Origin of the sequence: Flavobacterium ammonificans, from assembly GCF_020885975.1 — a bacterium.
In the GTDB taxonomy this organism is placed as follows: domain Bacteria; phylum Bacteroidota; class Bacteroidia; order Flavobacteriales; family Flavobacteriaceae; genus Flavobacterium; species Flavobacterium ammonificans.
In genome coordinates, this window is record NZ_AP025183.1 from 2012692 (window position 1) to 2037426 (window position 24735).

Annotated in this window: 26 protein-coding genes; 20 read left to right on the plus strand and 6 right to left on the minus strand. The window is 36.4% G+C overall.

Features of this window, described 5'->3' with window-relative positions; genetic code table 11:
* Window positions 1–277: 277 nt before the first annotated feature.
* Window positions 278–1858 carry an NADP-dependent glyceraldehyde-3-phosphate dehydrogenase gene (locus LPC23_RS09040; RefSeq protein WP_229329693.1) on the minus strand — a complete coding sequence of 527 codons (1581 nt, stop codon included), beginning with the start codon at window positions 1856–1858 and terminating at the stop codon, window positions 278–280.
* A 29-nt stretch (window positions 1859–1887) separates the two neighbouring features.
* A complete protein-coding gene (locus LPC23_RS09045) occupies window positions 1888–2199 on the minus strand; it encodes a rhodanese-like domain-containing protein (protein ID WP_229329695.1) in 312 nt (103 codons plus the stop codon).
* A 319-nt stretch (window positions 2200–2518) separates the two neighbouring features.
* Between LPC23_RS09045 and LPC23_RS09050 the strand changes: the two genes are divergently transcribed.
* The 6 genes from LPC23_RS09050 (at window position 2519) to LPC23_RS09075 (ending at window position 6628) form a co-directional block, all read left to right on the plus strand.
* On the plus strand, window positions 2519–3307 hold the full coding sequence (locus LPC23_RS09050) for a sulfite exporter TauE/SafE family protein (protein ID WP_229329697.1): 789 nt from the start codon (window positions 2519–2521) through the stop codon (window positions 3305–3307).
* Window positions 3308–3385: 78 nt separating this feature from the next.
* Window positions 3386–4804: an MBL fold metallo-hydrolase gene (locus tag LPC23_RS09055; protein ID WP_229329698.1), complete on the plus strand. Its 1419-nt coding sequence runs from the start codon at window positions 3386–3388 to the stop codon at window positions 4802–4804.
* 114 nt (window positions 4805–4918) lie between these two features.
* Window positions 4919–5755, plus strand: coding sequence for a cation transporter (locus LPC23_RS09060; RefSeq protein ID WP_229329700.1), 837 nt, complete (start codon window positions 4919–4921; stop codon window positions 5753–5755).
* A 3-nt stretch (window positions 5756–5758) separates the two neighbouring features.
* The gene (locus LPC23_RS09065; protein WP_229329702.1) at window positions 5759–5953 is read left to right on the plus strand and encodes a hypothetical protein; all 195 of its coding nucleotides are present in this window, start codon (window positions 5759–5761) and stop codon (window positions 5951–5953) included.
* A 181-nt stretch (window positions 5954–6134) separates the two neighbouring features.
* Window positions 6135–6434: a thioredoxin gene (trxA, locus tag LPC23_RS09070; RefSeq protein WP_229329704.1), complete on the plus strand. Its 300-nt coding sequence runs from the start codon at window positions 6135–6137 to the stop codon at window positions 6432–6434.
* Window positions 6434–6628, plus strand: coding sequence for a DUF6132 family protein (locus LPC23_RS09075; RefSeq protein ID WP_229329705.1), 195 nt, complete (start codon window positions 6434–6436; stop codon window positions 6626–6628). Before trxA ends, LPC23_RS09075 begins: the two co-directional genes overlap by 1 nt.
* Here the strand turns inward: LPC23_RS09075 and ytxJ are convergent, their stop codons facing one another.
* Window positions 6629–7018 (minus strand): bacillithiol system redox-active protein YtxJ, encoded by a 390-nt coding sequence (gene ytxJ / locus LPC23_RS09080; RefSeq protein WP_229329706.1) that lies wholly within the window; start codon window positions 7016–7018, stop codon window positions 6629–6631.
* 143 nt (window positions 7019–7161) lie between these two features.
* Here ytxJ and clpB point away from each other — a divergent pair, with 143 nt between their 5' ends.
* From clpB to LPC23_RS09140, 12 genes are all read left to right on the plus strand, one after another.
* Window positions 7162–9765, plus strand: a complete 2604-nt coding sequence (gene clpB, locus LPC23_RS09085) for an ATP-dependent chaperone ClpB (protein ID WP_229329707.1) — start codon at window positions 7162–7164, stop codon at window positions 9763–9765.
* A gap of 486 nt (window positions 9766–10251) precedes the next feature.
* Window positions 10252–11652, plus strand: coding sequence for an anthranilate synthase component I family protein (locus LPC23_RS09090; RefSeq protein WP_229329708.1), 1401 nt, complete (start codon window positions 10252–10254; stop codon window positions 11650–11652).
* A 10-nt stretch (window positions 11653–11662) separates the two neighbouring features.
* Window positions 11663–12229 carry an anthranilate synthase component II gene (locus LPC23_RS09095; RefSeq protein WP_229329709.1) on the plus strand — a complete coding sequence of 189 codons (567 nt, stop codon included), beginning with the start codon at window positions 11663–11665 and terminating at the stop codon, window positions 12227–12229.
* Between the two features lie 152 nt (window positions 12230–12381).
* Window positions 12382–13374, plus strand: coding sequence for an anthranilate phosphoribosyltransferase (gene trpD, locus LPC23_RS09100; protein WP_229329710.1), 993 nt, complete (start codon window positions 12382–12384; stop codon window positions 13372–13374).
* Between the two features lie 93 nt (window positions 13375–13467).
* Window positions 13468–14247 (plus strand): indole-3-glycerol phosphate synthase TrpC, encoded by a 780-nt coding sequence (gene trpC / locus LPC23_RS09105; protein ID WP_229329713.1) that lies wholly within the window; start codon window positions 13468–13470, stop codon window positions 14245–14247.
* Between the two features lie 53 nt (window positions 14248–14300).
* Window positions 14301–14924, plus strand: coding sequence for a phosphoribosylanthranilate isomerase (locus tag LPC23_RS09110; RefSeq protein WP_476729699.1), 624 nt, complete (start codon window positions 14301–14303; stop codon window positions 14922–14924).
* 12 nt (window positions 14925–14936) lie between these two features.
* A complete protein-coding gene (gene trpB, locus LPC23_RS09115; protein WP_229329718.1) occupies window positions 14937–16118 on the plus strand; it encodes a tryptophan synthase subunit beta in 1182 nt (393 codons plus the stop codon).
* 2 nt (window positions 16119–16120) lie between these two features.
* A complete protein-coding gene (trpA, locus tag LPC23_RS09120) occupies window positions 16121–16885 on the plus strand; it encodes a tryptophan synthase subunit alpha (protein WP_229329721.1) in 765 nt (254 codons plus the stop codon).
* 102 nt (window positions 16886–16987) lie between these two features.
* Window positions 16988–18181 carry a DUF5018 domain-containing protein gene (locus LPC23_RS09125; RefSeq protein ID WP_229329723.1) on the plus strand — a complete coding sequence of 398 codons (1194 nt, stop codon included), beginning with the start codon at window positions 16988–16990 and terminating at the stop codon, window positions 18179–18181.
* A 250-nt stretch (window positions 18182–18431) separates the two neighbouring features.
* The gene (locus LPC23_RS09130) at window positions 18432–19337 is read left to right on the plus strand and encodes a hypothetical protein (RefSeq protein ID WP_229329724.1); all 906 of its coding nucleotides are present in this window, start codon (window positions 18432–18434) and stop codon (window positions 19335–19337) included.
* A gap of 9 nt (window positions 19338–19346) precedes the next feature.
* Entirely contained in the window at window positions 19347–20030 is a 684-nt protein-coding gene (locus LPC23_RS09135) for a Crp/Fnr family transcriptional regulator (RefSeq protein WP_229329726.1), read from the plus strand.
* A gap of 65 nt (window positions 20031–20095) precedes the next feature.
* Window positions 20096–20503, plus strand: a complete 408-nt coding sequence (locus LPC23_RS09140; protein ID WP_229329728.1) for a DM13 domain-containing protein — start codon at window positions 20096–20098, stop codon at window positions 20501–20503.
* A gap of 68 nt (window positions 20504–20571) precedes the next feature.
* Here the strand turns inward: LPC23_RS09140 and yaaA are convergent, their stop codons facing one another.
* Window positions 20572–21330: a peroxide stress protein YaaA gene (gene yaaA / locus LPC23_RS09145; RefSeq protein WP_229329730.1), complete on the minus strand. Its 759-nt coding sequence runs from the start codon at window positions 21328–21330 to the stop codon at window positions 20572–20574.
* 122 nt (window positions 21331–21452) lie between these two features.
* On the opposite strand from yaaA, the gene LPC23_RS09150 reads away from it, so the two are divergent.
* A complete protein-coding gene (locus LPC23_RS09150) occupies window positions 21453–21830 on the plus strand; it encodes an iron chaperone (RefSeq protein WP_229329733.1) in 378 nt (125 codons plus the stop codon).
* A gap of 24 nt (window positions 21831–21854) precedes the next feature.
* On the opposite strand, the gene LPC23_RS09155 is transcribed toward LPC23_RS09150, so the two are convergent.
* The gene (locus LPC23_RS09155; RefSeq protein ID WP_229329735.1) at window positions 21855–22892 is read right to left on the minus strand and encodes an RluA family pseudouridine synthase; all 1038 of its coding nucleotides are present in this window, start codon (window positions 22890–22892) and stop codon (window positions 21855–21857) included.
* The gene (locus tag LPC23_RS09160) at window positions 22882–23502 is read right to left on the minus strand and encodes a PASTA domain-containing protein (protein ID WP_229329738.1); all 621 of its coding nucleotides are present in this window, start codon (window positions 23500–23502) and stop codon (window positions 22882–22884) included. Before LPC23_RS09160 ends, LPC23_RS09155 begins: the two co-directional genes overlap by 11 nt.
* A gap of 239 nt (window positions 23503–23741) precedes the next feature.
* Here LPC23_RS09160 and LPC23_RS09165 point away from each other — a divergent pair, with 239 nt between their 5' ends.
* Window positions 23742–24713 carry a D-alanine--D-alanine ligase gene (locus tag LPC23_RS09165; protein ID WP_229324848.1) on the plus strand — a complete coding sequence of 324 codons (972 nt, stop codon included), beginning with the start codon at window positions 23742–23744 and terminating at the stop codon, window positions 24711–24713.
* The last annotated feature ends 22 nt before the right edge of the window (window positions 24714–24735 follow it).

A 24735-nucleotide genomic window follows, 5' to 3' on the forward strand; every position in this document is an offset into this window, starting at 1 on the left:
AGATTATTCCTGTTTTCTTCTTCAATTTATATAGTCTTTACAGCTAATATTAAAATGAGAATAATTATTTTAAAAACGATTTTTACATCAAATTGAATTAGCAACTACCATAATTAATCAAAATTACTTCTTATCGATGGCACATTCATATTTTTTACGATTGATTAAAAAAATAATACTCATAAATTAAAGTTTTCAACATTTTATTGTTAATAACTACAAATAAAAAAAGCGCCTTATTTTAACAATAAGGCGCTTTTATTTAATAAAAAATAGACTACAAAATATAATCGGTATTAATGAAGTTAGACTCCTTGCTATTTAATAATTCTTGTAAGATAGCATTGTTGTAATCGTTGTCTTTTGATGCGACAAAAGTTCGAATAGAAAACGAACGCAAGGCGTCGTGAATACTCAAAGTTCCTACAGCAGAATCTTTACGACCAGTAAATGGAAATACATCTGGGCCCCGCTGACAAGAACTATTCAAGTTAACTCGACAAACTAGATTCACTAAAGTATCAATAAGCGGTGCAATCGTTTTAATATCTTTTCCAAACAAACTCACTTGTTGTCCATAATTGGATTCGGCCATATCATTCAAAGGTTCTTGAATGTCTTTAAATGAAATGATAGGAACTACCGGACCAAATTGCTCCTCGTGATACACGCGCATTTTTTTGTTAACAGGATATAAAACTGCTGGAAAGATGAAGTTTGCACTATGCTCCCCTCCTTTTGCATTCAAAATTTGAGCGCCATTTGCTTTGGCATCATCTATCAATTCTTGAATGTAGGCCGGTTTTTCTTTCTCAGGAAGTGGTGTTAACATCACTCCTTTTTCCCATGGATTACCAAAAGCCAATGCGTTTACTTTAGCAGCAAAACGTGTATTAAATTCTTGTGCTATCGATTCGTGAACATACAACACTTTCAAAGCGGTACAACGCTGACCGTTAAAGGACAACGAACCTGTAATACATTCTTGAATAGCCAAATCCAAATCGGCATCTGGTAAAATAATCGCTGGATTTTTGGCTTCCAATCCTAAAATCAAACGCAATCTGTTTTTGTTAGGGTGTTGGTCTTGCAAGGCAATCGCTGATGTACTGTTTCCAATCAAAGCCAAAACACCAACTTTACCCGATTTCATTATTGGCGAAGCTACTTCTCTACCCCTACCATATAAAATATTAATGGCGCCTTTTGGAAAACTACTTCTAAACGCTTCCAATAGCGGAGTTAATAATAGAACTCCATGTTTCGCTGGTTTAAAAACCACAGGATTTCCCATAATTAAAGCAGGAATCAACAAAGAGAAGGTTTCGTTCAAAGGATAGTTGTAAGGCCCAAGACACAAAACAACACCTAAAGGTCCTCTACGAACCATAGCGTGAATGCCTTGCACTTTACTAAAATGAGCACTTCGACTATTCAATTCTTTCAAACTATCAATCGTGTCATAAATGTACTCCACCGTTCTGTCAAATTCTTTTTCAGAATCGCCTAGGGTTTTTCCAATTTCCCACATTAATAATTTTACAACTTCAGCACGAGTGTCTTTCATTTTGGTTACAAAATCTTCCATGCACTTAATACGATCTCCTACTTTCATAGTAGGCCACAAACCTTGACCGTTGTTGAAGGCTAAATCAGCTGATTCCACCGCTTCCATAGCTTCTTTTTCTCCCATAGCCGGAATCGTACCTAACAAAGTAGGCGCATAATCTAGCGTAGACGAAATGGTTGAATAAACTGAAGACGTGGCTCCTGTCCATTTCTTTAATTCACCATTAACTAAATAAGTGTCTTGGATTAAGGGGGACGTAATTTGAAATTCTTGAGGAATTGTACTCATAATGTGTTGTTGTGTTGTTGTTTAGTAATTTAGGGTTCGACAATGTCGCCGTCCCACTCAATAATTCCACCTAATAAATTATAGGTGTTTTCAAATCCCATCTCATTCATCATGAAGCAGGCATTAGCACTTCTTGCCCCTGAACGACAATAAACATAGTAGTTTTTGGATTTATCCAATGTTTCTAAATCAGCAATAAAGCCGGCACCTTGATGAAAATCATAGTTAATTGCACCAGCAATAAATCCTTCATTAAATTCCATTGCTGTTCTCACATCCAGTATCACAGCATTTTCGTCTGACTCATATTGAGCAATCCAATCTTCTTGTGTTAAATTCATAGTAAAAAAATTTGTTTGTGTAAAAATACATTTTTTATAGTTAACAATAAATGAGACAGTTACGAATTAAAAAGATAATTTACGAAAACGATTTCCTATTGTAATAATTGTCAGCAAATTGGACTATTTAAACCATTATTTGCAATAATAAAATGCTTACTAATTCAAATCTCTTCTAATACAACTACTTTAGTGACTATTTGACTGAGTTCTAATAGTAGAAATTTTAAATGGATACCTTTAAATTCTTAGATTTGTAACAAATGTTACATTCGTTCTAATACAAAATGTTCATTTTTGTATTTTAAATTGATTAATTATGGAATACATAGGTTATTTTGCGTCAATAATTATAGGGCTTTCACTTGGTTTAATCGGAGGTGGCGGTTCCATATTAACGATTCCTATTTTAGTCTATTTATTTAAAATTGATCCTGAGCTAGCCACAAGTTATTCCTTATTTATTGTTGGAATTACCTCATTAATGGGTTGTATTAGCCATTACCGAATGGGAAATTTACAAATAAAAGCAGCACTGTATTTTGCAATTCCTTCAATTGTTTCAATTTTGATAATTCGCGAAGTAATTTTTCCGCAAATTGCCGAAACACTATTTTCCATAGCTTCTTACCAAGTCTCAAAGAGTTTTCTAATTATGATTGTTTTCTCTTTGCTTATGATTGCAGCCTCAGTATCTATGATAAGAAAAAATGAGGTCACTACAACTACTGGGGAAACCAACTATATTCAGCTAGGAATCATTGGTTTCTTTGTTGGAATTGTCACTGGATTTTTGGGTGCTGGAGGCGGATTTTTAATTATTCCGGCCTTGTTGTTTTTTGCAAAATTACCAATGAAACAAGCCATAGGAACTTCATTGTTAATCATTTTCATCAATTCAAGTATTGGATTTGGCGGCGATTTGTATATTGGAACTCCAATAGATTATGGCTTTTTGTTTATCATATCAGGAATAGCATTTATCGGAATGCTTATTGGAACTCAATTATCAAAACAAATAGATGGCGCTAAATTAAAACCCATTTTTGGATGGTTCGTTTTAATTATGGGGATTTACATCATCACTAAAGAAGTTTTTTTTAATTAATTAATTGTAACCAATGTCACAAATCAAATAGTAATTCTAAATTACCTTTGTAAAAAAAATAAAATCACACAATATATCATGCAAATAGAACAAATTTATACAGGATGTTTAGCACAAGGTGCCTACTATATTACTTCTAATGGAGAAGCAGCGATTATTGACCCATTGAGAGAAATACAACCGTATTTGGATCGATTAAAACGCGATAACGTCAAATTAAAATACATTTTCGAAACACATTTTCATGCTGATTTCGTATCGGGTCACATAGATTTAGCTAAAGCAACCCAAACTAAAATTGTATATGGGCCAACCGCTAATCCAGAATTTGAAGCTATTGTAGCCTCTGACGAACAAATTTTTGATATTGGTAAAATAAAAATAAAAGTATTGCATACTCCTGGTCATACTATGGAAAGTACTACTTATCTATTAATTGACGAAAACGGAAAAGACCACGCGATTTTCTCTGGAGACACCTTATTTATTGGAGATGTAGGACGTCCTGACTTGGCTCAAAAAGCGGCTTCAATGACACAAGAAGAATTGGCCGCTACTTTATTTCATTCGCTTCGAAACAAAATCATGACTTTAGCTGATGATGTAATTGTATATCCTGCTCACGGTGCCGGAAGTGCTTGTGGAAAAAACATGAGTAAGGAAACAGTTTCTACTGTGGGTAACCAAAAAGCAAATAATTATGCGTTGAGAGCTAATATGACTGAAGCTGAATTCGTCAAAGAAGTAACAGATGGTTTGTTGCCTCCACCTGCTTATTTTGGTATGAATGTAGCCATGAATAAAAAAGGATACGAAAGTTTCGAAACGGTTTTAAACAACGGAATGCGCGCTATTCCTGTGACTCAATTGGAGTTACTAGTCGAAGAAACTAGAGCGTTAATCCTTGATACACGTAACAATGCCGAGTTTGCTCATGGATTCATTCCTCAATCCATCAATATTGGAATCGATGGTGATTTTGCGCCATGGGTAGGTGCTTTAATTGCCGATGTGAAACAACCTATTGTACTTGTAACAGCTAACGGACGTGAAGAAGAAACGGTAACTCGTTTAAGCCGCGTTGGTTTTGACAACTTAATCGGACATTTAGATGGAGGATTTGAGGCTTGGAAAATCGCTGGTCACGAAATAGATACTGTTAACCGAATTTCGGCAGAAGAGTTTGAAAAACAAGTAACCATTGGCGAAAGCAAAATTATCGACATTCGTAAAGAAATTGAATACGAAGCGGAACATATCGAAGAAGCCTATAGCAAACCTTTGGCTTACATCAACGAATGGGTAAAAGACATCAATCCAGAGGAGCATTTTTTCTTGCATTGTGCTGGTGGTTATCGTTCTATGATTGCAGCTTCTATTTTAGAGGCGCGCGGTTTCAGAAACTTTAGCGAAGTGGAAGGTGGTTTTAATGCGATTGCAAAAACTGATGTTCCAAAAACTAATTTTGTTTGTCAAAGTAAGGTTCTAAAACAATAAAAATTTGCTTTTTAGTACTTCCCAATTATCTCAAATATTTGCCACAGATTAAGGGATTAGAATGTTTAATTTAAATTAATCTGTGTAATCCGTGGCAAAAAATAAAAATACATCATGGAAGATTTAAAATGTTGTGTTGCTTCTTGCGATAAACCTTTAGACCAAGCCTATTGGGATGCTCAATACAGAGCGAAAGCTACAGGCTGGGATTTGGGAACCGTTTCCCCTCCTATCCAAGAACTAATTGATACTATTGAAGATAAAAATAGTGCCATTTTAATTCCCGGTGGTGGGAATTCGTATGAAGCAGAATACTTGCTGCAGCAAGGTTTTACCAATATAACTGTAATTGATATTGCGCCCACTTTAATAGAAGTACTGCAACAAAAATTTGTCAATCAGCCCCATGTCAAAATCATTTTAAGCGATTTCTTTGAACACCAAGGACAATACGACTGGATCATTGAACAAACTTTTTTCTGTGCGCTTCCGCCAACGATGCGACCAAAATACGTTTGGAAAATGCACCAATTGTTAGCTCCTAAAGGAAAAATTGCAGGATTGTTGTTTAATCGCGAATTTGAAGAAGGACCTCCTTTTGGTGGAAACAAACTAGAGTATATGAACTTATTTTTTGGCGCTTTTACTATTCTAAAAATGGACGTTTGTACCAATTCGGTAACGCCAAGAGCCAATTCTGAATTGTTTATTGAATTAGAAAAAAACACCGCTGCCGAAGTTCATTTATACAATTTTGAAGGCATCACTTGTAGTGGTTGTAAAGCCACTGTTTCTGAAAAATTAACGTCATTAGACACCGTTTTAAATGTTAATATGAATTCCAATTTTAGCGAAGTAGTAATTACCAGTACTGAAGAAGTAGCGCTTAAAAAACTACAAGACACGGTTTCCTATGATGAAAAATATAAAATTATAAAAGCGAATTACTAAACTATGAAAAACTTACTTTTAACCAATTGGCATTTAATGCGCTGGGTACGTTTGGCATTTGCCATTTTTCTTTTCAGTCAAGCCTATATTTTGAGAGAATGGGGTTTTGTGGCTTTTGGTGCCTTCTTCTTGATTCAAGTGATTTTTAATATGGGTTGCGGACCGAATGGTTGTGCTGTTCGCTACTCAAAAAAATAAACCACAATGGACTGAAAGTCTGCAAAGTTGGATTTTGAATTTTTACCGCAAATTCACAAATTACATCAATAATAACATTTTAAAATTTGCGAATTTGCGGTAATAATTTTTTAGAAGCTAAAGCTAAAGGCACTAAAGTGCAAAGTTTTAACTCTAATTTGAAACCTATAAAAATAGTAGTATGAGCTCTTTTAATGAAATTATACAATCAGACAAACCAGTTTTGGTGGACTTTTTTGCGACCTGGTGCGGACCTTGCCAAATGTTAGGCCCTATTTTAACTGAGGTAAAAACCAATTTAGGCGAACGAATCTCAATCATTAAAATTGATGTGGATAAAAACCAAGCCGTGGCTGCGCAATATCAAGTTCGCGGAGTACCAACCATGATTTTGTTTCAAAAAGGCAAACCATTATGGCGACAATCAGGGGTACTATCTAAAGAAGACCTTATAAAAGTAATCCTTGAAAAATGCAACTAATGACTAAAAAGGCCTTACTCCTAACCGGTATCGGAGCTGTCATTGGCGCCCTTGCCGGTTATGGGTATTATTTTTATGTAGGTTGTGCTTCAGGCACTTGTGCTATTACTTCAAAACCACTCAACTCCACACTCTATGGAGCACTTGTGGGCGGATTAATTTTCAATATGTTTGTGAAGGAGAATAAAAAGTAACTATACTCGCCCCTTCAACTCCACAGCATCAATATCGCTATGCGAAGCATCATATATTGATTTTCCTTCTTTAATCAAAAGCAATTGTGGTGATTGGTGGTAGACATCAAAACGAGTCGCAATTTCCTGCGAGATATCCCTGTGATTCAGTAAGTCCAAAAAATAAGGCGTTACACTGCCTTCTAAATCAAATTCATTCTCAAATTGTTTCAACGCCATGCGGCTAATACTACAACGCGTGCTGTGTTTAAAAATCGCTACCGGTTGTTGATGAGACAATTCCATAATCTCGTTCAATTGTCCCAAATCAGTCAATGGAATCCAATTGATTTTGGATGCATTGGTGTTTTTATTTTCTGAATCTCCAAAAATAGAAGTAAATAAAGTCATTTTGTCGTTTTTTAAGTCATTTTGTCGGCTGTAATCCCTTGATATACGTCAAATTGTCGTAAATTTAGGAGTGGAATAACAATTGACGAATTTTCACCAAAGTTAATTATTTAACCCCAAATACGAATTTAAAAAAGATAAAAATGAACATCAATAAATTTACCACCAAATCGCAAGAGGCCATCCAACTTTCGCAACAAATAGCGCAAGGATTGGGTCAGCAACAAATCGAAAACGAACACATTTTCAAAGCGCTTTTAGAAGTCGATGAAAATGTAACGCCTTTTTTATTGAAAAAACTAAACGTGAATGTGGCGCTTTTCAAACAAATCTTGGAAGGTACCATTCAAAGTTTTCCAAAAGTATCGGGTGGCGATATTATGTTGTCCAGAACAGCTAACGCTACTTTGAACGAAGCGGAGATTTTAGCCAGCAAAATGAATGATGAATTCGTTTCGGTTGAACATTTGGTATTGGCAATTTTTGGTTCCAAAAGTAAAATCGCTCAAATTCTAAAAGACCAAGGCGTAACCGAAAAAGGACTGAAAGCCGCCATTGAAGAAATGAGGAAAGGCGAAAGAGTGACCTCTGCCTCTGCCGAAGAAACCTACAACGCCTTAAACAAATATGCCAAAAACCTGAACGATTTAGCTCGAAGCGGCAAACTAGATCCTGTTATTGGTCGTGATGAAGAAATCCGTCGTGTGTTGCAAATTTTAACCAGACGAACTAAAAACAACCCGATGCTAGTGGGCGAACCCGGTGTGGGTAAAACTGCTATTGCAGAAGGTTTAGCGCACCGAATTGTAGATGGTGACGTACCTGAAAATCTAAAAGATAAAATCATCTTCTCACTCGATATGGGCGCTTTGATTGCGGGTGCCAAATACAAAGGTGAATTTGAAGAACGTTTGAAATCAGTGGTGAAAGAAGTGACTTCTGCCGAAGGCGATATTGTCCTTTTCATTGACGAAATCCACACTTTAGTAGGTGCTGGAGGTGGCGAAGGAGCTATGGATGCCGCTAATATTCTTAAACCTGCTTTGGCGCGTGGCGAATTGCGTGCAATTGGTGCAACGACTTTGGACGAATACCAAAAATATTTTGAAAAAGACAAAGCGCTGGAAAGACGTTTCCAAAAGGTAATCGTAGAAGAACCCGATACCGAAAGTGCTATTTCTATCTTGCGTGGGATCAAAGAAAAATACGAAACGCACCACAAAGTGCAAATCAAAGATGAAGCTATTATTGCAGCGGTAGAATTATCGCAGCGTTATATCACCAATCGTTTTTTACCCGATAAAGCCATTGATTTAATGGACGAAGCCGCTTCTAAATTGCGAATGGAAATCAATTCAAAACCCGAAGAATTGGACGTTTTGGATCGAAAAATTATGCAATTGGAAATCGAAATTGAGGCCATCAAACGTGAAAAAGACGAAAGCAAGTTGAAAGTCTTGGGAATGGAGTTAGCCAACTTAAAAGAAGACCGCAACGAGATTTATGCCAAATGGAAATCGGAAAAAGATGTGGTGGATAATATTCAAGCGGTAAAAACCGAAATAGAAGACTTCAAATACGAAGCCGAACGTGCGGAACGAGATGGAGACTATGGAAAAGTAGCCGAAATTCGTTATGGAAAAATCAAAGAAGCACAAGAACGTTTGGATGCTTTGGTCAAACAATTGCAAGAAAATCAATCCGGAACTTCTTTGATCAAAGAAGTCGTTACCCGAGAAGATATTGCCGAAGTAGTAGCTAAATGGACTGGAATTCCGGTGATGAAAATGCTACAAGGTGAAAGAGAAAAATTATTGCATTTGGAAGCCCAATTGCACAAACGTGTAGTGGGACAAGAAGAAGCTATTGAAGCGGTAAGTGATGCCGTTCGTAGAAGTCGTGCCGGTTTACAAGACATGAAAAAGCCTGTGGGTACTTTCCTTTTCTTGGGAACAACGGGAGTAGGTAAAACGGAATTGGCGAAAGCACTAGCCGAATATTTATTTGATGATGAAAACGCCATGACCCGAATTGACATGAGCGAATACCAAGAACGCCACTCAGTAAGTCGTTTAGTAGGAGCGCCTCCAGGATATGTGGGCTATGATGAAGGCGGACAATTGACCGAAGCCGTGCGTAGAAAACCCTACTCTGTTATCTTGTTGGACGAAATTGAAAAAGCACATCCGGATACGTTTAATATCCTATTACAAGTCTTAGACGAAGGACGTTTGACGGATAACAAAGGACGCTTGGCCGACTTTAAAAACACGATTATCATCATGACATCGAATATGGGTAGCCAAATTATTCAAGAAAAATTCGAAAACTTAAAAGGCGGAATCGAAGCGGCAACCGAAGCAGCTAAAGTGGAAGTGTTGGGTTTATTAAAACAAACCGTGCGTCCGGAATTCATCAATCGTATTGACGAAATTGTAATGTTTACGCCTTTGACTCATGCAAATATTGCTCAAATTGTAGGCTTACAATTGAAATCGGTTACCAAAATGTTAGCGCAACAAGGCATTACCATGGACGCTACTCCTGAAGCAATAACCTATTTATCTGAAAAAGGATACGATCCGCAATTTGGAGCCAGACCCGTAAAACGTGTTATTCAAAGGGAAGTATTGAACCAATTATCTAAAGAGATATTGGCAGGTAGCATCAAAACCGAAAGTATCATCCTTTTGGATGCCTTCGACGGACAATTGGTCTTTAGAAATCAAGGCGAATTGGTTTCATAATTGAAAATACAATCCGTTTGGGTTGGAATTCAAATTAAAAAAAATGAACCACATAGAAACATAGATTTATGATTTACAGTTAAAGAATGGATAGAAATAATTCTATTCTTCACATAGATTAGCTATGTGAAAAGTAAAATGCCTATCCAAATCTTTTAAATACACTGCAATTCTATGTATCTATGTGGTTAAAAAAAAGGAACCAACAAGTATACAACCTATACTAAGTTTAACAAAAAAGCAAGAAAAATATATTTTTTTTCGCTTTTTTGTATTGAATTAACCAAATAACCTTTCTATATTTGTAATCGAAGAATATCAATATGAAAACAATAACAAACAATACTTGGTGGTGGAATAATTTACGTCAGACGTCGTGAACAGAGCTCCTATAGTATTACTATAAATATAAAAGGCTTGTCATCACGACAAGCCTTTTTTCATATCCTTAAGTAAGCTAATTATAACATTATAAAAAAGACCATTTTGAAATCTTTTATTTTAAATACAAAATACAAACAAATCCTTGCCGACACCATTACGCCGGTGAGTGTGTACTTGAAAATACGCGATAAATTCCCGAATAGTTTGCTTTTGGAAAGTAGCGACTACCACGGAAACGACAATAGTTTTTCGTACATCTGTTGCAATCCGATAGCTTCGATTAAAATTGAAAACGAAACGATTATCAAAAACTATCCTGACGGAAGTGCTGAAAAAATAGCCATCGATGCTACAACTGATATTCCTGCCGTAATCCAAGAATTTTCAGGGCAATTTGAATCAGAGAAAAACGATTTCAAATTTATTAATAACGGTTTGTTTGGTTACATTTCGTATGATGCCGTGCGTTATTTTGAGAAAGTAAACATTGCCAAAAAAGAAAACAGCAATACAATTCCTGATGTTTTTTACGCAGTGTACCAAAATATTATCGCCATCAACCATTTCAAAAACGAGGCATATATTTTCTGCCATAGTTTGGACGGAAAGAACAACATTGCAGAAATTGAACAGTTATTACAATCTCGCAATATTGCTTCCTATTCATTTTCAAAAGACGGTCAAGGATTTTCTAATTTAACCGATGAGGAGTTCAAGCTTAATGTGGCTTTAGCCAAAAAACATTGTTACCGTGGCGATGTGTTCCAATTGGTTTTATCCAGACGTTTTACGCAAGGATTCAAAGGCGACGAATTCAATGTGTACCGCGCGTTACGAAGCATTAACCCATCGCCTTACCTCTTCTTCTTTGATTACGGAGACTTTAAAATATTTGGTTCGTCTCCCGAAGCTCAAATCATCGTGAAAGACCGAAAAGCAGAAATTCACCCGATTGCCGGAACGTTCAAAAGAACAGGCGATGATGAAAAAGATGCTGGTTTAGCCAAACAATTATCAGAAGACAAAAAAGAAAATAGCGAACACGTGATGTTGGTCGATTTGGCACGTAATGATTTAAGCCGAAACGGTCACGATGTGCAAGTTGAAAAATATAGAGAAGTACAATTTTTTTCGCATGTGATTCATTTGGTATCCAAAGTAACAGGGCATTTACACGATACAGCTTCCACGATGCAAGTAGTAGCAGATACTTTCCCTGCGGGAACGTTGAGTGGCGCGCCAAAACACCGCGCCATGCAATTGATTGAAGAGTATGAAACAACCAATCGTAACTTTTATGGTGGTGCCATTGGATTTATGGATTTTAAAGGCAATTTCAATCATGCGATTATGATTCGTACTTTCTTAAGTAAAAACCACCAATTGCATTCTCAAGCAGGAGCAGGAATTGTAGCAAATTCAGATGAAGAAAGCGAAATGCAAGAAGTGTACAACAAATTAAGAGCCTTGAATACGGCTTTGGATTTGGCAGAAACAATTTAATACAAACAGAATGAAAAAGATACTAGTCATAGACAATTACGATAGCTTTACGTACAATCTAGTCCACTATTTAGAAGATTTAGATTGCGAAGTGACTGTCTATAGAAACGATGAATTTGAGTTGGACGAAATTGATCATTTTGACAAAATTTTATTATCCCCAGGCCCAGGAATTCCTGATGAAGCGGGATTATTAAAACAAGTCATTCAGCAGTACGGTCCAACCAAAAGTATTTTTGGCGTATGCCTAGGACAACAAGCCATTGGCGAAGTGTATGGCGGAACGCTTTCGAATTTGGACAAAGTGTATCATGGTGTAGCAACCAAAGTTACTAAATCAGTCAATGACGAATTGTTATTTGAAGGATTGGAGAACGAATTTGAAGTGGGACGTTACCATTCTTGGGTGGTAGACGCTAATTTACCAGATTGTTTGGAAGCCTCCTCTTTTGACGAAAACGGACAAGTAATGTCGCTACGACACAAGACTTACGATGTTAGAGGAGTTCAATTTCATCCAGAAAGTGTATTAACACCAAACGGAAAGAAAATGTTAGAAAATTGGGTAAAAAGTTAAGTTAAATTGTTAGATAATTTAGATGGTTAGAGGATTCGATCTTCCAGTTTTTATAGAAATTATTCAAACAGTACCCATGTGAAAATTGGGATTAAAAAAAACAAAAATCTTTGTGTCTTGGAGCCTTTGCGGCAAAAGAAAAGAAAAGAAAAATGAAAAACATACTCAACAGATTAATCAATCACGAAATGCTCTCGAAAGAAGAAGCTAAAAACGTTTTGGTCAAAATATCCAATGGGGAATACAATACAAGCCAAATTGCTTCTTTCTTAACCGTTTACATGATGCGTAGCATTAGTATCGAAGAATTAGCTGGTTTCCGCGAAGCCTTATTGGATTTGTGTATTCGTGTCGATTTATCAGGCTATAACACCATCGATTTGTGCGGGACCGGTGGCGATGGAAAAGATACGTTTAACATTTCAACCTTGGCGTCTTTTGTAGCTGCTGGAGCAGGAATCAAAGTAGCAAAACACGGAAATTACGGTGTTTCGTCAATTTCTGGATCGAGTAATGTGATGGAAAAAATGGGAATCAAATTCAGTAATGAAGCTGGTTTCTTAGAAAAATGTATGGAAAAAGCAGGCATCTGTATTTTGCATGCACCACTCTTCCACCCTGCAATGAAAAATGTGGGACCTATTCGAAAAGAATTGGGTGTAAAAACCTTTTTCAATATGTTGGGACCTATGGTAAATCCGGCGTTTCCTCAGAATCAATTGGTGGGAGTTTTCAATTTGGAATTGGCTCGAATGTATGCCTATTTGTACCAAAACACCGATAGAAATTTTACGATTTTACATTCCTTGGACGGTTATGATGAAGTTTCCTTAACCTGTCCGACCAAATGTATTACAAACACAAAAGAACTGATGCTGAATCCAGACGATTTTGGCGTTCGTCTTTTGTCACAAACCGAAATTGAAGGCGGTAAAACTATTGAAGAGTCAGCACAATTATTTACCGATATCATTTCAGGAAAAGGAACCGAAGCCCAAAATAATGTAGTCTGTGCCAATGCTGCAATGGCGATTGCAACGGTAACACAATGCAGTCCGTTAGAAGGTTTTGAATTAGCCAAAGAGAGTTTGTTCTCTAGAAAAGGATTGCAAGCCCTACAAACGTTACAAGAATTAAGTAAATAGAAATACGAATTACACGAATTGCTCGAATTAGCACAAATGAATTTAAAAATCAATTTTTAACCTTTGCGCATTAGCGCCTTAGCGGCAAAAAAAATGAACATATTAGATAAAATAATACAAGACAAACGAAGAGAAGTAGTACTCAAAAAATCGATTATTCCAGTTTCACAATTGGAGGCATCGGTGTTTTTTGAAAAACAAACTATTTCGTTGAGCCATAATTTACAAAACAGTAGTTCAGGGATTATTGCTGAACACAAACGTCGTTCGCCTTCCAAAGCGGAAATCAATTACGGTTTTACCGTAGAAGAAGTAGTCAAAGGCTATGAAACAGCGGGTTCTTGTGGTATATCTGTTTTAACGGATGGAAAATATTTTGGCGGTTCTTTGGACGATTTGTTATTGGCAAGAGCCACAGTCAATATTCCGCTTTTGCGAAAAGAATTCATTGTGGACGAATACCAAATTTTGGAAGCCAAAGCCCACGGTGCCGATTTAATTTTGCTAATCGCTGCGGTTTTGAGCCGAGAGGAAATCAAAAGTTTGTCTGAATTTGCACATGGTTTAGGATTAGAAGTCCTTTTGGAAGTCCACAATCAAGAAGAATTAGAAAAATCGATTATGCCAAGTTTGGACATGATTGGTGTGAATAACCGAAATCTAAAAACCTTTGAAGTAAATTTGGATTTTAGTAAAGAATTGGCTGCTCAAATTCCGAATGAATTTGTAAAAGTATCCGAAAGCGGTATTTCGTCTATCGAAGCAATCACAGAATTGAAACCTTATGGTTACCAAGGGTTCTTAATTGGGGAAAACTTCATGAAAACGGATAATGCAGGTCAGGCGGCAAAAGAATTTATAGCACAATTGTAACAACACGAATTAAAAATAGCTTCGCGCCTTAGCGTCTTAGCGGCAAAATAAATATGAAACTCAAAATCTGCGGCATGAAATACCCCGACAATATTCTCCAAGTAGGATCACTCCTACCCGATTATATGGGCTTTATATTCTGGGAAAAGTCGGCTCGCTATTTTGATGGACCACTTCCTAATTTACCGCAAAACATCAAAAAAACAGGAGTTTTTGTCAATGCCAGTCAAGAAGATATTGTGTCAAAACTAAGCCAATACGATTTGCAAGCGGTTCAATTGCATGGACATGAGTCGGTAGCATTTTGCCAAGAATTAAAAAATACATTGGCTAAAAGCATTGAAATTATTAAAGTATTTTCAGTTGATCCCGAATTTGATTTTGACGAATTGAAACCTTTTGAAACAGTTTGTGATTATTTCCTTTTTGATACCAAAGGAAAATTACCTGGAGGCAACGGAACGACTTTCGATTGGAAAGTGCTAGAAAAATATCCATCGCAAAAGCCCATCTTTTTAAGTGGCGGAATTGGACTAGATGAAATAGATTTGGTTAACGAAATACTTAAAACCGATTTACCCATTTATGCTATCGATGTTAATAGTAAATTTGAAATCGAAGCGGGATTAAAAAACAAAGAAGAATTGCATCGTTTTAAACAAAAAATAAACTTTTAAATAAGTACAACCATGAGTTACAACGTCAACGAAAAAGGCTATTACGGAGAATTTGGTGGGGCTTACATTCCAGAAATGTTATATCCCAATGTAGAAGAATTACGCCAAAACTATTTAAAAATTACGGCCGAACCAGAGTTTCAAGCTGAATTTGACGATTTATTGAAAGAATATGTGGGTCGCCCTACTCCGCTTTATTTTGCATCACGATTGTCTGAAAAATACAATACCAAAGTCTACCTAAAAAGAGAAGACTTATGTCATACAGGAGCACACAAAGTAAACAATACAATTGGTCAAATTTTATTAGCCAAACGTTTGGGTAAAAAGCGAATCATTGCCGAAACGGGCGCAGGTCAACACGGTGTAGCTACGGCAACCGTTTGTGCCTTGATGGGCTTGGAATGTATTGTGTACATGGGCGAAATTGACATCAAGCGTCAAGCACCCAATGTAGCTCGTATGAAAATGTTAGGCGCAGAAGTACGACCAGCCATGTCGGGATCTCGTACCTTAAAAGACGCAACAAACGAAGCCATTCGCGATTGGATTAACAATCCAGTTGATACGTATTATATCATTGGTTCTGTAGTGGGACCCCATCCTTATCCAGATATGGTGGCGCGTTTCCAATCGGTGATTTCGAAAGAAATCAAAAGCCAATTATTGGAAAAAGAAGGCAAAGAAAATCCAGATTATGTGATTGCTTGCGTGGGTGGAGGAAGTAATGCTGCAGGCGCTTTTTACCACTTTTTGGATGAAAAAGAAGTAAACATTATTGCGGTAGAAGCAGCAGGTTTAGGGGTGCATTCGGGTGAAAGTGCTGCCACCTCAGCTTTAGGTAAAGTAGGCGTAATTCATGGAAGTAAAACTTTATTGATGCAAACCCCTGACGGACAAATTACCGAACCCTACTCTATTTCAGCAGGATTGGATTACCCAGGTGTTGGACCCATGCACGCCAATTTATATGCTACAGGCAGAGCGCGATTCATCTCAATCACCGATGAACAAGCGATGCATTGGGGATTGGAATTGTCTAAATTAGAAGGTATTATTCCGGCAATTGAAACCGCTCACGCCTTTGCGGTTTTGGACGAAATGAGATTCAAACAAAACGATGTGGTTGTAATTAATCTTTCGGGACGTGGCGACAAAGATTTGAATACTTATATTGATTATTTTAAATTATAGCAATGAACAGAATTAATCAAAAATTACAAGAAACAAAAAAAATATTATCTATCTATTTTTCAGCGGGATACCCAAGCCTGAATGATACGGTGCAAATTATACAAGATTTGGAAAAAAGTGGAGTCGATATGATCGAAATTGGTCTGCCTTTTAGCGATCCTTTAGCTGATGGACCAACCATTCAAGCCAGTTCTACTCAAGCTTTGCATAACGGAATGACTACCCAAGTGTTGTTTGACCAATTGAAAGACATTCGTAAAACAGTTTCCATTCCGTTAGTAATTATGGGGTATTTCAACCCGATGCTACAATATGGAATAGAAGATTTCTGTAAAAAATGCGCTGAAATTGGTATTGATGGATTAATTATTCCCGACTTACCGGTTGATGTCTATGCAGAGGATTACAAAGCTACTTTCGAAAAATACGGACTTATCAATGTGTTTTTAATTACACCGCAAACATCTGACGAACGCATCCGTTTTATTGATAGCGTATCGGACGGATTTATTTACATGGTGAGTTCAGCTAGCGTAACGGGTTCGCAATCAGGTTTTGGAAGTACACAAGAAGACTATTTCAAACGTATTGCCGAAATGAATTTGAAAAACCCACAAATCATTGGTTTTGGAATCAATAATGCCGAAACATTCAACCAAGCGACTCAATTTGCCAAAGGCGCCATTATTGGAAGTGCTTTTATTACGCATTTAACCGAAAATGGCACTGGAAAAATCGAGGAGTTTGTGAAAGCGATTCGAAAATAAATTAATTATAAATTTTGAATTGAATATATTTTTATATTTTTAACAACTTAAAACCCAATTAAAAAAGAACCCAAATTCTAATCCTAAATCTTACCAAAAAAAATGAAATCCTTATTACCCGCATTTAAAGTGTATTCAATAATAATATTATTGATATTATCTAGCTTAGTTTTATCAAATTGTACTGAAGTCCCATTAAGTAATGAAAATAAAATTCTTTCTATAACTTTGACTAGAGGCAACTTTACTAAAAGTTTTGATATTGTTGAAAATTCAATTGTTGGGACTGTAGATAGTTCTATAGATCTAGATGGATTAAGCCTGAATGTACCAATATCTAAAGGCGCTACAATTAGTCCTGACCCTAGTAAAATTAATTCTATTACTGGAGATTTTAGTTTTACAGTAACTGCGGAAAATGGAGATGTGAAAATTTACACTGTATCTATAAAGAGATTATTAAGTACCGAAAATTCTTTATTGGAACTTACTATAAATTCAAATGGCTTAACTTTTAAACCACAAATAAATAGTCAAAATAATACTATCAATCAACGAATCCCTAGTTTTATAAATCTTACGAGTTTAGATGTATCCTTACGTTATTCAAATAGAGCAACCATTTCACCTGATCCTACTAGTATTAAAGATTACTCTACTCCAGTCAAATACACTGTTACATCTGAATCTGGTGACAAAAAGGAATATTTAGTTACTTTAACACCCATGTTAGACAGTTTTTCAGAATCATGTTTGACAAATATGAATGCTAATAAATGGTTTGGTGGAGATAATAGAACTAATACTCCAGATATTTTACCAAATGATAGAAATGTTGGTACCGGACAGGCGGTTAAATTTAATACTGATGTCAATCCACAAGTTTTCACTGTTTTAATGAATTCAGGTTTCAAATTCTTCAGCACACAAAATAACTATAATCAAAATGTTCAATTAAAATTAAACATTAGAGACGCAAATGGTAAAATTATAGCTTCTACTAACACTACAGTCCTAGGCACCTTTAATGGCGGAGCAATAACTTTTAATATTGGAAATTTGAATCTTTTCTTTAAACAAGATACCACCTACATTTTTCAATGGTATCTAATTGATGGTATTCCACTAGGTATTAATACTGGAAGTCTCGGAAATTCAAATCCTGGCACTGGTTTTTGTTTTTCTGGCGGATATAGTGCTGAAGCAAGCCAGCGTAAAGGAACAAGTTTAGAAGATACTTCTGTTTGGTATTCCCATTCTTGGAACTTTAATATCGAAATTTCAGGGAAAAAATAAATATATTGTAGCTATTAAAAAAAGTGAGTGTGTTTTTTGGTTTTAGGTTCTTGAATTATTTTACTAACGGATTAATATTCAATCTAATTTATCTAATAATTAACATTTTGACTGTTTCAAACAAATCAAAATTAGGCTACATTTGTTTCAGTTTGAAAAATTAACAAGCAGTAATTGCTATTCCCCTGTTCATTTTTTATACTATTTTTTTAAGAGGTAAATTTTAATCTTTTAACTTAAATGTATAACTATGAAAAAAAATCAAGGGAAAATTGTTGTTATTTTGTTCCTAATCTTCCAATTGAAAAGCTATTCGCAAGGCTGCAGTGATGCTGGTTTTTGCACCATTAATAGCTTCAAACCCAATTCAGAAATTGCCGCTAAAAAGAACCACCTTAAACTTGGAATGTTTACTGGTAGCGCTGATAATTCCGTTTCAGTTTGGGGAAATTATATAGAATACCATACGCAGTTCTCAGACCAATTTAGCTTTGACACAAAACTAACCTCCTTAGCTCAAAATGGAAACGGTTATACTAGTTTCGGTTTAGGCGACTTATTTTTGAGTTCCAATTATAAGTTAAACCCAAATTGGACAGTAACAGTTGGAACAAAAATTCCACTGACCAACAGCAACATAAAAGAAAATGGACTTTCACTTCCTATGGATTACCAATCCAGCTTAGGAACATTGGATGCTATTGTGGGTTTGGGCTACCAAATAAACAAACTCCAATTCGTTTTGGCTTGGCAACAGCCGCTTACCCAAAATAAAAATCAATTTTTGGTTGAAAATAGTAACACCCCTACTATTTTAAAACAATTTCAGTCTACAAATGGATTCAAGAGAAGTGGCGATGTACTTTTTCGTGTAGCCTACCCATTAGCACTGAACAATAAACTTCAATTCACCACCGGTCTGTTACCAATTTACCATCTAGACAATGACCGTTATATTGATCTAAGCGGTAAAGAAAAATCTATTGAGGGTTCAAAAGGGCTAACCCTTAATGGTAATGTATTTCTAGATTATGCCCTAAATACAACTAACAGTTTGCAATTCAATATTGGAATGCCACTGGTACTTAGAGACGCAAGACCAGACGGACTCACAAGAGGTTTTATTGCAACATTAGAATACAAATTCCAATTCTAATTATACAATATGAACAACTATTGGGTTTTTGAAGACGTCAATTTTTTCTCTTTGATTTGTCCGCACAAATACAAAGGCTATGAACAAGATCATCCATTCATGTCTTTCCACAAAGGAGATTACATCTATTTTCAAGGTGATGTATCCAGCACTATATTTCTTGTCAACTCAGGAAAAGTAAAAATTGGTTTTGTCGATGACAAAGGTGAAGAATATGTTACTGCCTATCTTAAAAAAGGAGATATTTTTGGCGAAAATATTTTATTAAACGAAACACATCGGAAAGAATTTGCACAAGCGGTTGAGAAAAATACCTCCCTTTGTTCGGTAACCCTACATCAAGCGGAAGAACTATTACAAGGAAATAAATCATTCAGTACAAGTATCTACAAATTCATTGGACTAAAACTCAAAAAAATAGAACGGAGATATCAAATCATGCTCTTTAGAGATACCCGGACTCGAATTATTGAGTTCATAAAAGAACTGAAAGAAGATGTGACTGGTGCAGTCCAATTAATAAATGGTGAAATTCTTGTCAACAATCCCTATTCTCAGGGCGAAATTGCCAAACTTGTAGGAACCTCAAGACCCACCTTCAATATCATAATTAATGAACTCGAGAAAGAAGGACGTATTGCCTATCAAAAGAATAAGATATTATTAAAAAATTCATTTTTGTTAGATAGCTAACAGCTTATCCAATTTTGGAGAGCTAGTTTTGGATTATATAATTACTAATCCCTAAATTTTAGAAAATGAAAAAAATATTGTGTAGTTGCTTGGTTATGATTGCCTTATTTTCATGTAGTAACGATGACTCCAATAATTCAACTAATGAAACTACTTCTTCAGACTATATTTATAAAGGAAATTTTGTTTCTTCTTCGCATCCAACTTCTGGAATAGCCAAGATTAGTAAAGACAAAAAACAACTGTTATTAGAAGGGTTTAAATCAGATGACGGACCAGATTTGAATATTTACTTGGCTGCAAATTTAAGCACCATCAAGGCAGATCATATTGATTTAGGTGATATCAAAGGACTCAACGGAAACTATTCTTATACTGTAAATAATACCATTTATTATGCCAAATACAAGTATGTTGTAGTTTGGTGTGTCGATTTTGATGCGAATTTTGGCAATGCCGTTCTTGCCCCTTAAGAAATTGTGTTTGTTGGGAGAAAATCCACGATTTCTATTTAAAAACGCAACAAATTGTTGCGTTTTTTTTATCTCGTAAAAACTAAATTATTTCCCTTCGATAAGTTGGCATCAAATTGATAACCTTCGTAGTTGAAGCCTTTTAAGTCGTCAATGGTTTCGGCATTCGTATCAATAATATAACGTACCATCATGCCTCTCGCCTTTTTGGCAAAGAAACTAATCATCTTTAGTTTGCCGTCTTTGTAGTCTTTAAAGTCGGGCGTAATGACTGGCACTTTTAGTGCTTTGGTATCGACAACCGAAAAATATTCATTGCTTGCTAAGTTGACAAACAACTCTCCTTTTTTCAATTCTTTATTCAAAGAAGCCGTTATTGTAGTTTTCCAAAAATCATAGAGGTTTTTACTTTCGCCAATGGGCAATTTGGTTCCCATTTCTAGTCGGTAGGCTTGCATCAAATCCAAAGGTTTTAAAACGCCATACAAACCAGATAAAATGCGTAAGCGATCTTGTAATAAATCTAACTTTTCCATTGGAATGGAATAGGCATCCAAACCGTTATACACTTCTCCGTCAAAAGCATAAACTGCAGGACGAGAATTAGTAGGATTAAAAGGCGTTTTCCATGCTTTATTGCGTTGCCAATTCAAGTCGGCCAATTTATCCGAAATTGACATCAATTGCGATAATTCGGCTGGTGATTGCTGTTTCAAAACCGCATGTACTTTTTTAGATTCATTTAATAAACTCGGTTGCGTGAATTGCGTTGTAGGCAACTCTTTTTCTAAGTTCAACGACTTGGCTGGGGAAATTACTATCTTCATGATAAACGACGATTAATCTGTGTTTGATTTGAATTCAAAAGTACAAATAGATATACCGAAAATCAAACTTTGTTTTCGTGCCACTCAAAACTTTTATTATTTTTGAAATAAATTGAATGATAATGGCTAAAACAAAACCCAACGATACTGAAGGCGTAAACAGATACATTGCCAACTTACCCCTAGAGCAACAAATCGCTTTGGAGCGTGTGCGCCATATCATAAAAAACACCGTTCCCGAAGCACAAGAATTCATTAGTTATAGTAAGCCTGCTTACCATTTCCATGGTATGATTGGTGGCTTTGCTGCTTTTAAAAACCATTGTAGTTTCTTTCCTTGGAATGCCCAAACCGTAATTGACTTTGATGCCGAACTCAAAGACTTCAAGACCTCAGCAGGAACCATTCAATTCACACCAGACAAACCACTTCCAGAAGAACTTCTTCAAAAAATACTGCGCTATCGTGTTGCTGGTAATTTAGAAAAAATGAAAGAATAAAAAAAGCCCCAATCGGGGCTTTTTTTATTCTTCGTCTGCAGTATGCGATTTAGAGTAATTTCTCCAACGTTCCAAACAATCTTTAAAGTCATCCGGCAGTTCGGTATCAAAACGCATCATCTCGCCCGTATTCGGGTGGATAAAGCCCAAGGTCTTAGCGTGTAACGCTTGTCTTGGTAGGGCTTTAAAACAGTTGTCTATAAATTGTTTGTATTTGGTAAAGGTGGTTCCTTTCAAAATCAAATGACCGCCGTAGCGTTCGTCATTAAATAGCGGGTGTCCAATGTGTTTCATGTGCGCACGAATCTGGTGCGTACGTCCCGTTTCCAGTTGGCACGAAATCAAGGTCACATACCCAAAACGCTCCAATACTTTGTAATGCGTAATCGCAGGCTTACCAATTTCGGGATCCTCAAAAACTGCCATTTGCATACGGTCTTTCAGGTGTCGTGCCAAATTGCCTTCAATCGTTCCGGCATCATTGGCTACATTTCCCCAAACCAAAGCCATGTATTCTCTTTCGGTCGTTTTGGCTTCAAATTGTTTGGCTAAATGCGTCATAGCTGCTTCCGTTTTAGCAATCACTAACAAGCCCGAAGTATCTTTATCAATACGATGCACCAATCCTGGTCGTTCGCTGCTGTTCATTGGTAAATTCTCAAAATGAAACGCCAAAGCATTCACTAAAGTTCCAGTGTAATTCCCGTGACCAGGATGCACGACTAAACCAGGCTCTTTGTTAACTAATAACAAAGCCTCATCTTCGTACACAATATTCAAGGGGATATTCTCAGGTAATACATGATTTTCAAAAGGCGGATGCGACAACATCACCTTAATCACGTCCAACGGTTTTACCTTATAATTGGATTTTACAATTTCGTCATTGACAAAAATGTTACCGTCGTTAGCGGCATTCTGAATTTTATTTCGAGTCGCATTGGGAATCAGTCCCATCAAGTATTTGTCTATTCGCAAAAAGGCTTGCCCTTTGGGAACTTCAAACTTAAAATGCTCAAATAATTCGTCTTCTAAGTCGAAGGATTCGGTATTATTGTTCATCTACTGGGGTTTCTTCTTCAGGTGTTGCCGTACTGTCAATTTGTACTTCCTCTTCATAACTCATTTTTCCATCTCCTAAAACCAAGTCAATTTTAGACGATTTCATCACACGCTCTCCTGGTTTTAAGTTACGTCCTTTGTAGCGCATTGCTAGCACCATATCTTTTCCTAAACTAGGCTCGTAGGTAATCGTTCCTTCTTCTAAACCAATAGCTTTTAATGTTGGAACTGCCTCGCGGTAGGTTTTATCAATCAAATCAGGCAACTTCACAGAAGAATATCCCGATGCGTTAATTTTAATATATACTTTGCGACCTACTTTCACTTTCGTGCCTGGCAATGGATCTTGTTCTACCACAGTAAAGGCAGGATAATCGCCTCTAAAATCAACACTATCCAAAAGTACGTAGTCCAAATCCAACTCGTCTAGCTTGTCCTCTACCTGCTCTTCGGTTAGTTTACTTAAATTCGGCACGGCAATTTCATGTCCGTGATCAGTTGTAAAAGTCAACCAATGCATAAACAAATAACCCAAAACTGCAATAATGGCAAGCGCAGCCAAAACTTGACCCACAAACACCCGACTAGTTAGATACTTACGTAAACTCATAAATTTATTTTTAGTAGGTACAAAGATAAACCTATTTCGTTTCAAAAAAAATGATAATTTTGTTTACTAGTTGGTTGGAGCTATTTCCCGCTATCCACTATATCTTTTTAGGGTGTGGTACAGATGTTGACTGAGGATCTCGAAGTCAATACCACACCCTAAAAAGGATGCCGCTCCTATCGGGGCTAGGGAAAACCTTCAACAGCTATTGAAAATAAAAAAGACTTAAATTACTATAAATGAAAAACATTGCCATCATCATGGGCGGCTATTCTAGCGAATATAAAATTTCACTAATTAGCGGAAACGTCGTGTACCAATTCTTAGACAAAACTAAATTCAACGGATTTAGAATCCACATTTTCAAAGAAAAATGGGTCTATGTAGATGCCAATGATTCCGAATTCCCTATTGATAGAAATGATTTTTCAGTAACCGTTGACGGAAAGAAAATTACTTTTGATTGTGTTTTCAATGCCATTCACGGTACTCCAGGCGAAGACGGATTGATGCAAGCCTATTTCGAATTGCTTGGCATTCCGCAAACCGCCTGCGATTATTACCAAGCAGCCTTGACTTTCAACAAACGTGATTTGCTTTCGGTTTTAAAACCCTACGGCATCAAAACTGCAACTTCTTATTATTTGAACAAAGGCGACTTAATCGATACGAACGCTATTGTGGAAAAAGTTGGTTTACCTTGTTTTGTAAAACCCAATAAAGCAGGTTCTAGTTTTGGAATCTCTAAAGTAAAAACCGCTGCCGAATTGCCAATTGCCATTGAAGTAGCCTACAAAGAAGATAACGAAATCATCATCGAAAGTTTCTTGGATGGAACTGAGGTTTCTGTAGGAGTTATCAATTACAAAGGAGAAATTACGGTCTTGCCAATAACTGAAATCGTTTCAGAAAATGATTTCTTTGATTACGAAGCCAAGTATTTAGGTAAATCACAAGAAATTACACCGGCTCGCATTTCAGATGAAATGACGCAAAAAGTAGGCGAAATTGCCAAACGTGCGTACAAAGCCTTAAAAATGAAAGGATTCTCTCGTTCTGAATTCATCATTGTAGACGGTGAACCGCACATGCTGGAAATGAATACTATTCCAGGTTTAACTACGGAGAGTTTACTGCCACAACAAGCCAAAGAAGCAGGAATTTCTTTAGAAGATTTGTTTTCTAATGCGATTGAATTGGCTTTAGCTTAAAAATCAATAATTTAACTAACTT

Bases quoted from the DNA above. Each gene is read 5' to 3' on its own strand.
- trpC (WP_229329713.1), top strand. From the start codon at position 13,468: ATGAACATATTAGATAAAATAATACAAGACAAACGAAGAGAAGTAGTA.
- LPC23_RS09065 (WP_229329702.1), top strand. From the start codon at position 5,759: ATGAAAAACTTACTTTTAACCAATTGGCATTTAATGCGCTGGGTACGT.
- LPC23_RS09135 (WP_229329726.1), top strand. From the start codon at position 19,347: ATGAACAACTATTGGGTTTTTGAAGACGTCAATTTTTTCTCTTTGATT.
- LPC23_RS09130 (WP_229329724.1), top strand. From the start codon at position 18,432: ATGAAAAAAAATCAAGGGAAAATTGTTGTTATTTTGTTCCTAATCTTC.
- LPC23_RS09055 (WP_229329698.1), top strand. From the start codon at position 3,386: ATGCAAATAGAACAAATTTATACAGGATGTTTAGCACAAGGTGCCTAC.
- LPC23_RS09150 (WP_229329733.1), top strand. From the start codon at position 21,453: ATGGCTAAAACAAAACCCAACGATACTGAAGGCGTAAACAGATACATT.
- LPC23_RS09140 (WP_229329728.1), top strand. From the start codon at position 20,096: ATGAAAAAAATATTGTGTAGTTGCTTGGTTATGATTGCCTTATTTTCA.
- clpB (WP_229329707.1), top strand. From the start codon at position 7,162: ATGAACATCAATAAATTTACCACCAAATCGCAAGAGGCCATCCAACTT.
- ytxJ (WP_229329706.1), bottom strand. From the start codon at position 7,018: ATGACTTTATTTACTTCTATTTTTGGAGATTCAGAAAATAAAAACACC.
- LPC23_RS09095 (WP_229329709.1), top strand. From the start codon at position 11,663: ATGAAAAAGATACTAGTCATAGACAATTACGATAGCTTTACGTACAAT.
- LPC23_RS09075 (WP_229329705.1), top strand. From the start codon at position 6,434: ATGACTAAAAAGGCCTTACTCCTAACCGGTATCGGAGCTGTCATTGGC.
- LPC23_RS09155 (WP_229329735.1), bottom strand. From the start codon at position 22,892: ATGAACAATAATACCGAATCCTTCGACTTAGAAGACGAATTATTTGAG.
- LPC23_RS09160 (WP_229329738.1), bottom strand. From the start codon at position 23,502: ATGAGTTTACGTAAGTATCTAACTAGTCGGGTGTTTGTGGGTCAAGTT.
- LPC23_RS09110 (WP_476729699.1), top strand. From the start codon at position 14,301: ATGAAACTCAAAATCTGCGGCATGAAATACCCCGACAATATTCTCCAA.
- trpA (WP_229329721.1), top strand. From the start codon at position 16,121: ATGAACAGAATTAATCAAAAATTACAAGAAACAAAAAAAATATTATCT.
- LPC23_RS09165 (WP_229324848.1), top strand. From the start codon at position 23,742: ATGAAAAACATTGCCATCATCATGGGCGGCTATTCTAGCGAATATAAA.
- trxA (WP_229329704.1), top strand. From the start codon at position 6,135: ATGAGCTCTTTTAATGAAATTATACAATCAGACAAACCAGTTTTGGTG.
- LPC23_RS09060 (WP_229329700.1), top strand. From the start codon at position 4,919: ATGGAAGATTTAAAATGTTGTGTTGCTTCTTGCGATAAACCTTTAGAC.
- trpB (WP_229329718.1), top strand. From the start codon at position 14,937: ATGAGTTACAACGTCAACGAAAAAGGCTATTACGGAGAATTTGGTGGG.
- trpD (WP_229329710.1), top strand. From the start codon at position 12,382: ATGAAAAACATACTCAACAGATTAATCAATCACGAAATGCTCTCGAAA.
- LPC23_RS09125 (WP_229329723.1), top strand. From the start codon at position 16,988: ATGAAATCCTTATTACCCGCATTTAAAGTGTATTCAATAATAATATTA.
- LPC23_RS09040 (WP_229329693.1), bottom strand. From the start codon at position 1,858: ATGAGTACAATTCCTCAAGAATTTCAAATTACGTCCCCCTTAATCCAA.
- LPC23_RS09050 (WP_229329697.1), top strand. From the start codon at position 2,519: ATGGAATACATAGGTTATTTTGCGTCAATAATTATAGGGCTTTCACTT.
- yaaA (WP_229329730.1), bottom strand. From the start codon at position 21,330: ATGAAGATAGTAATTTCCCCAGCCAAGTCGTTGAACTTAGAAAAAGAG.
- LPC23_RS09045 (WP_229329695.1), bottom strand. From the start codon at position 2,199: ATGAATTTAACACAAGAAGATTGGATTGCTCAATATGAGTCAGACGAA.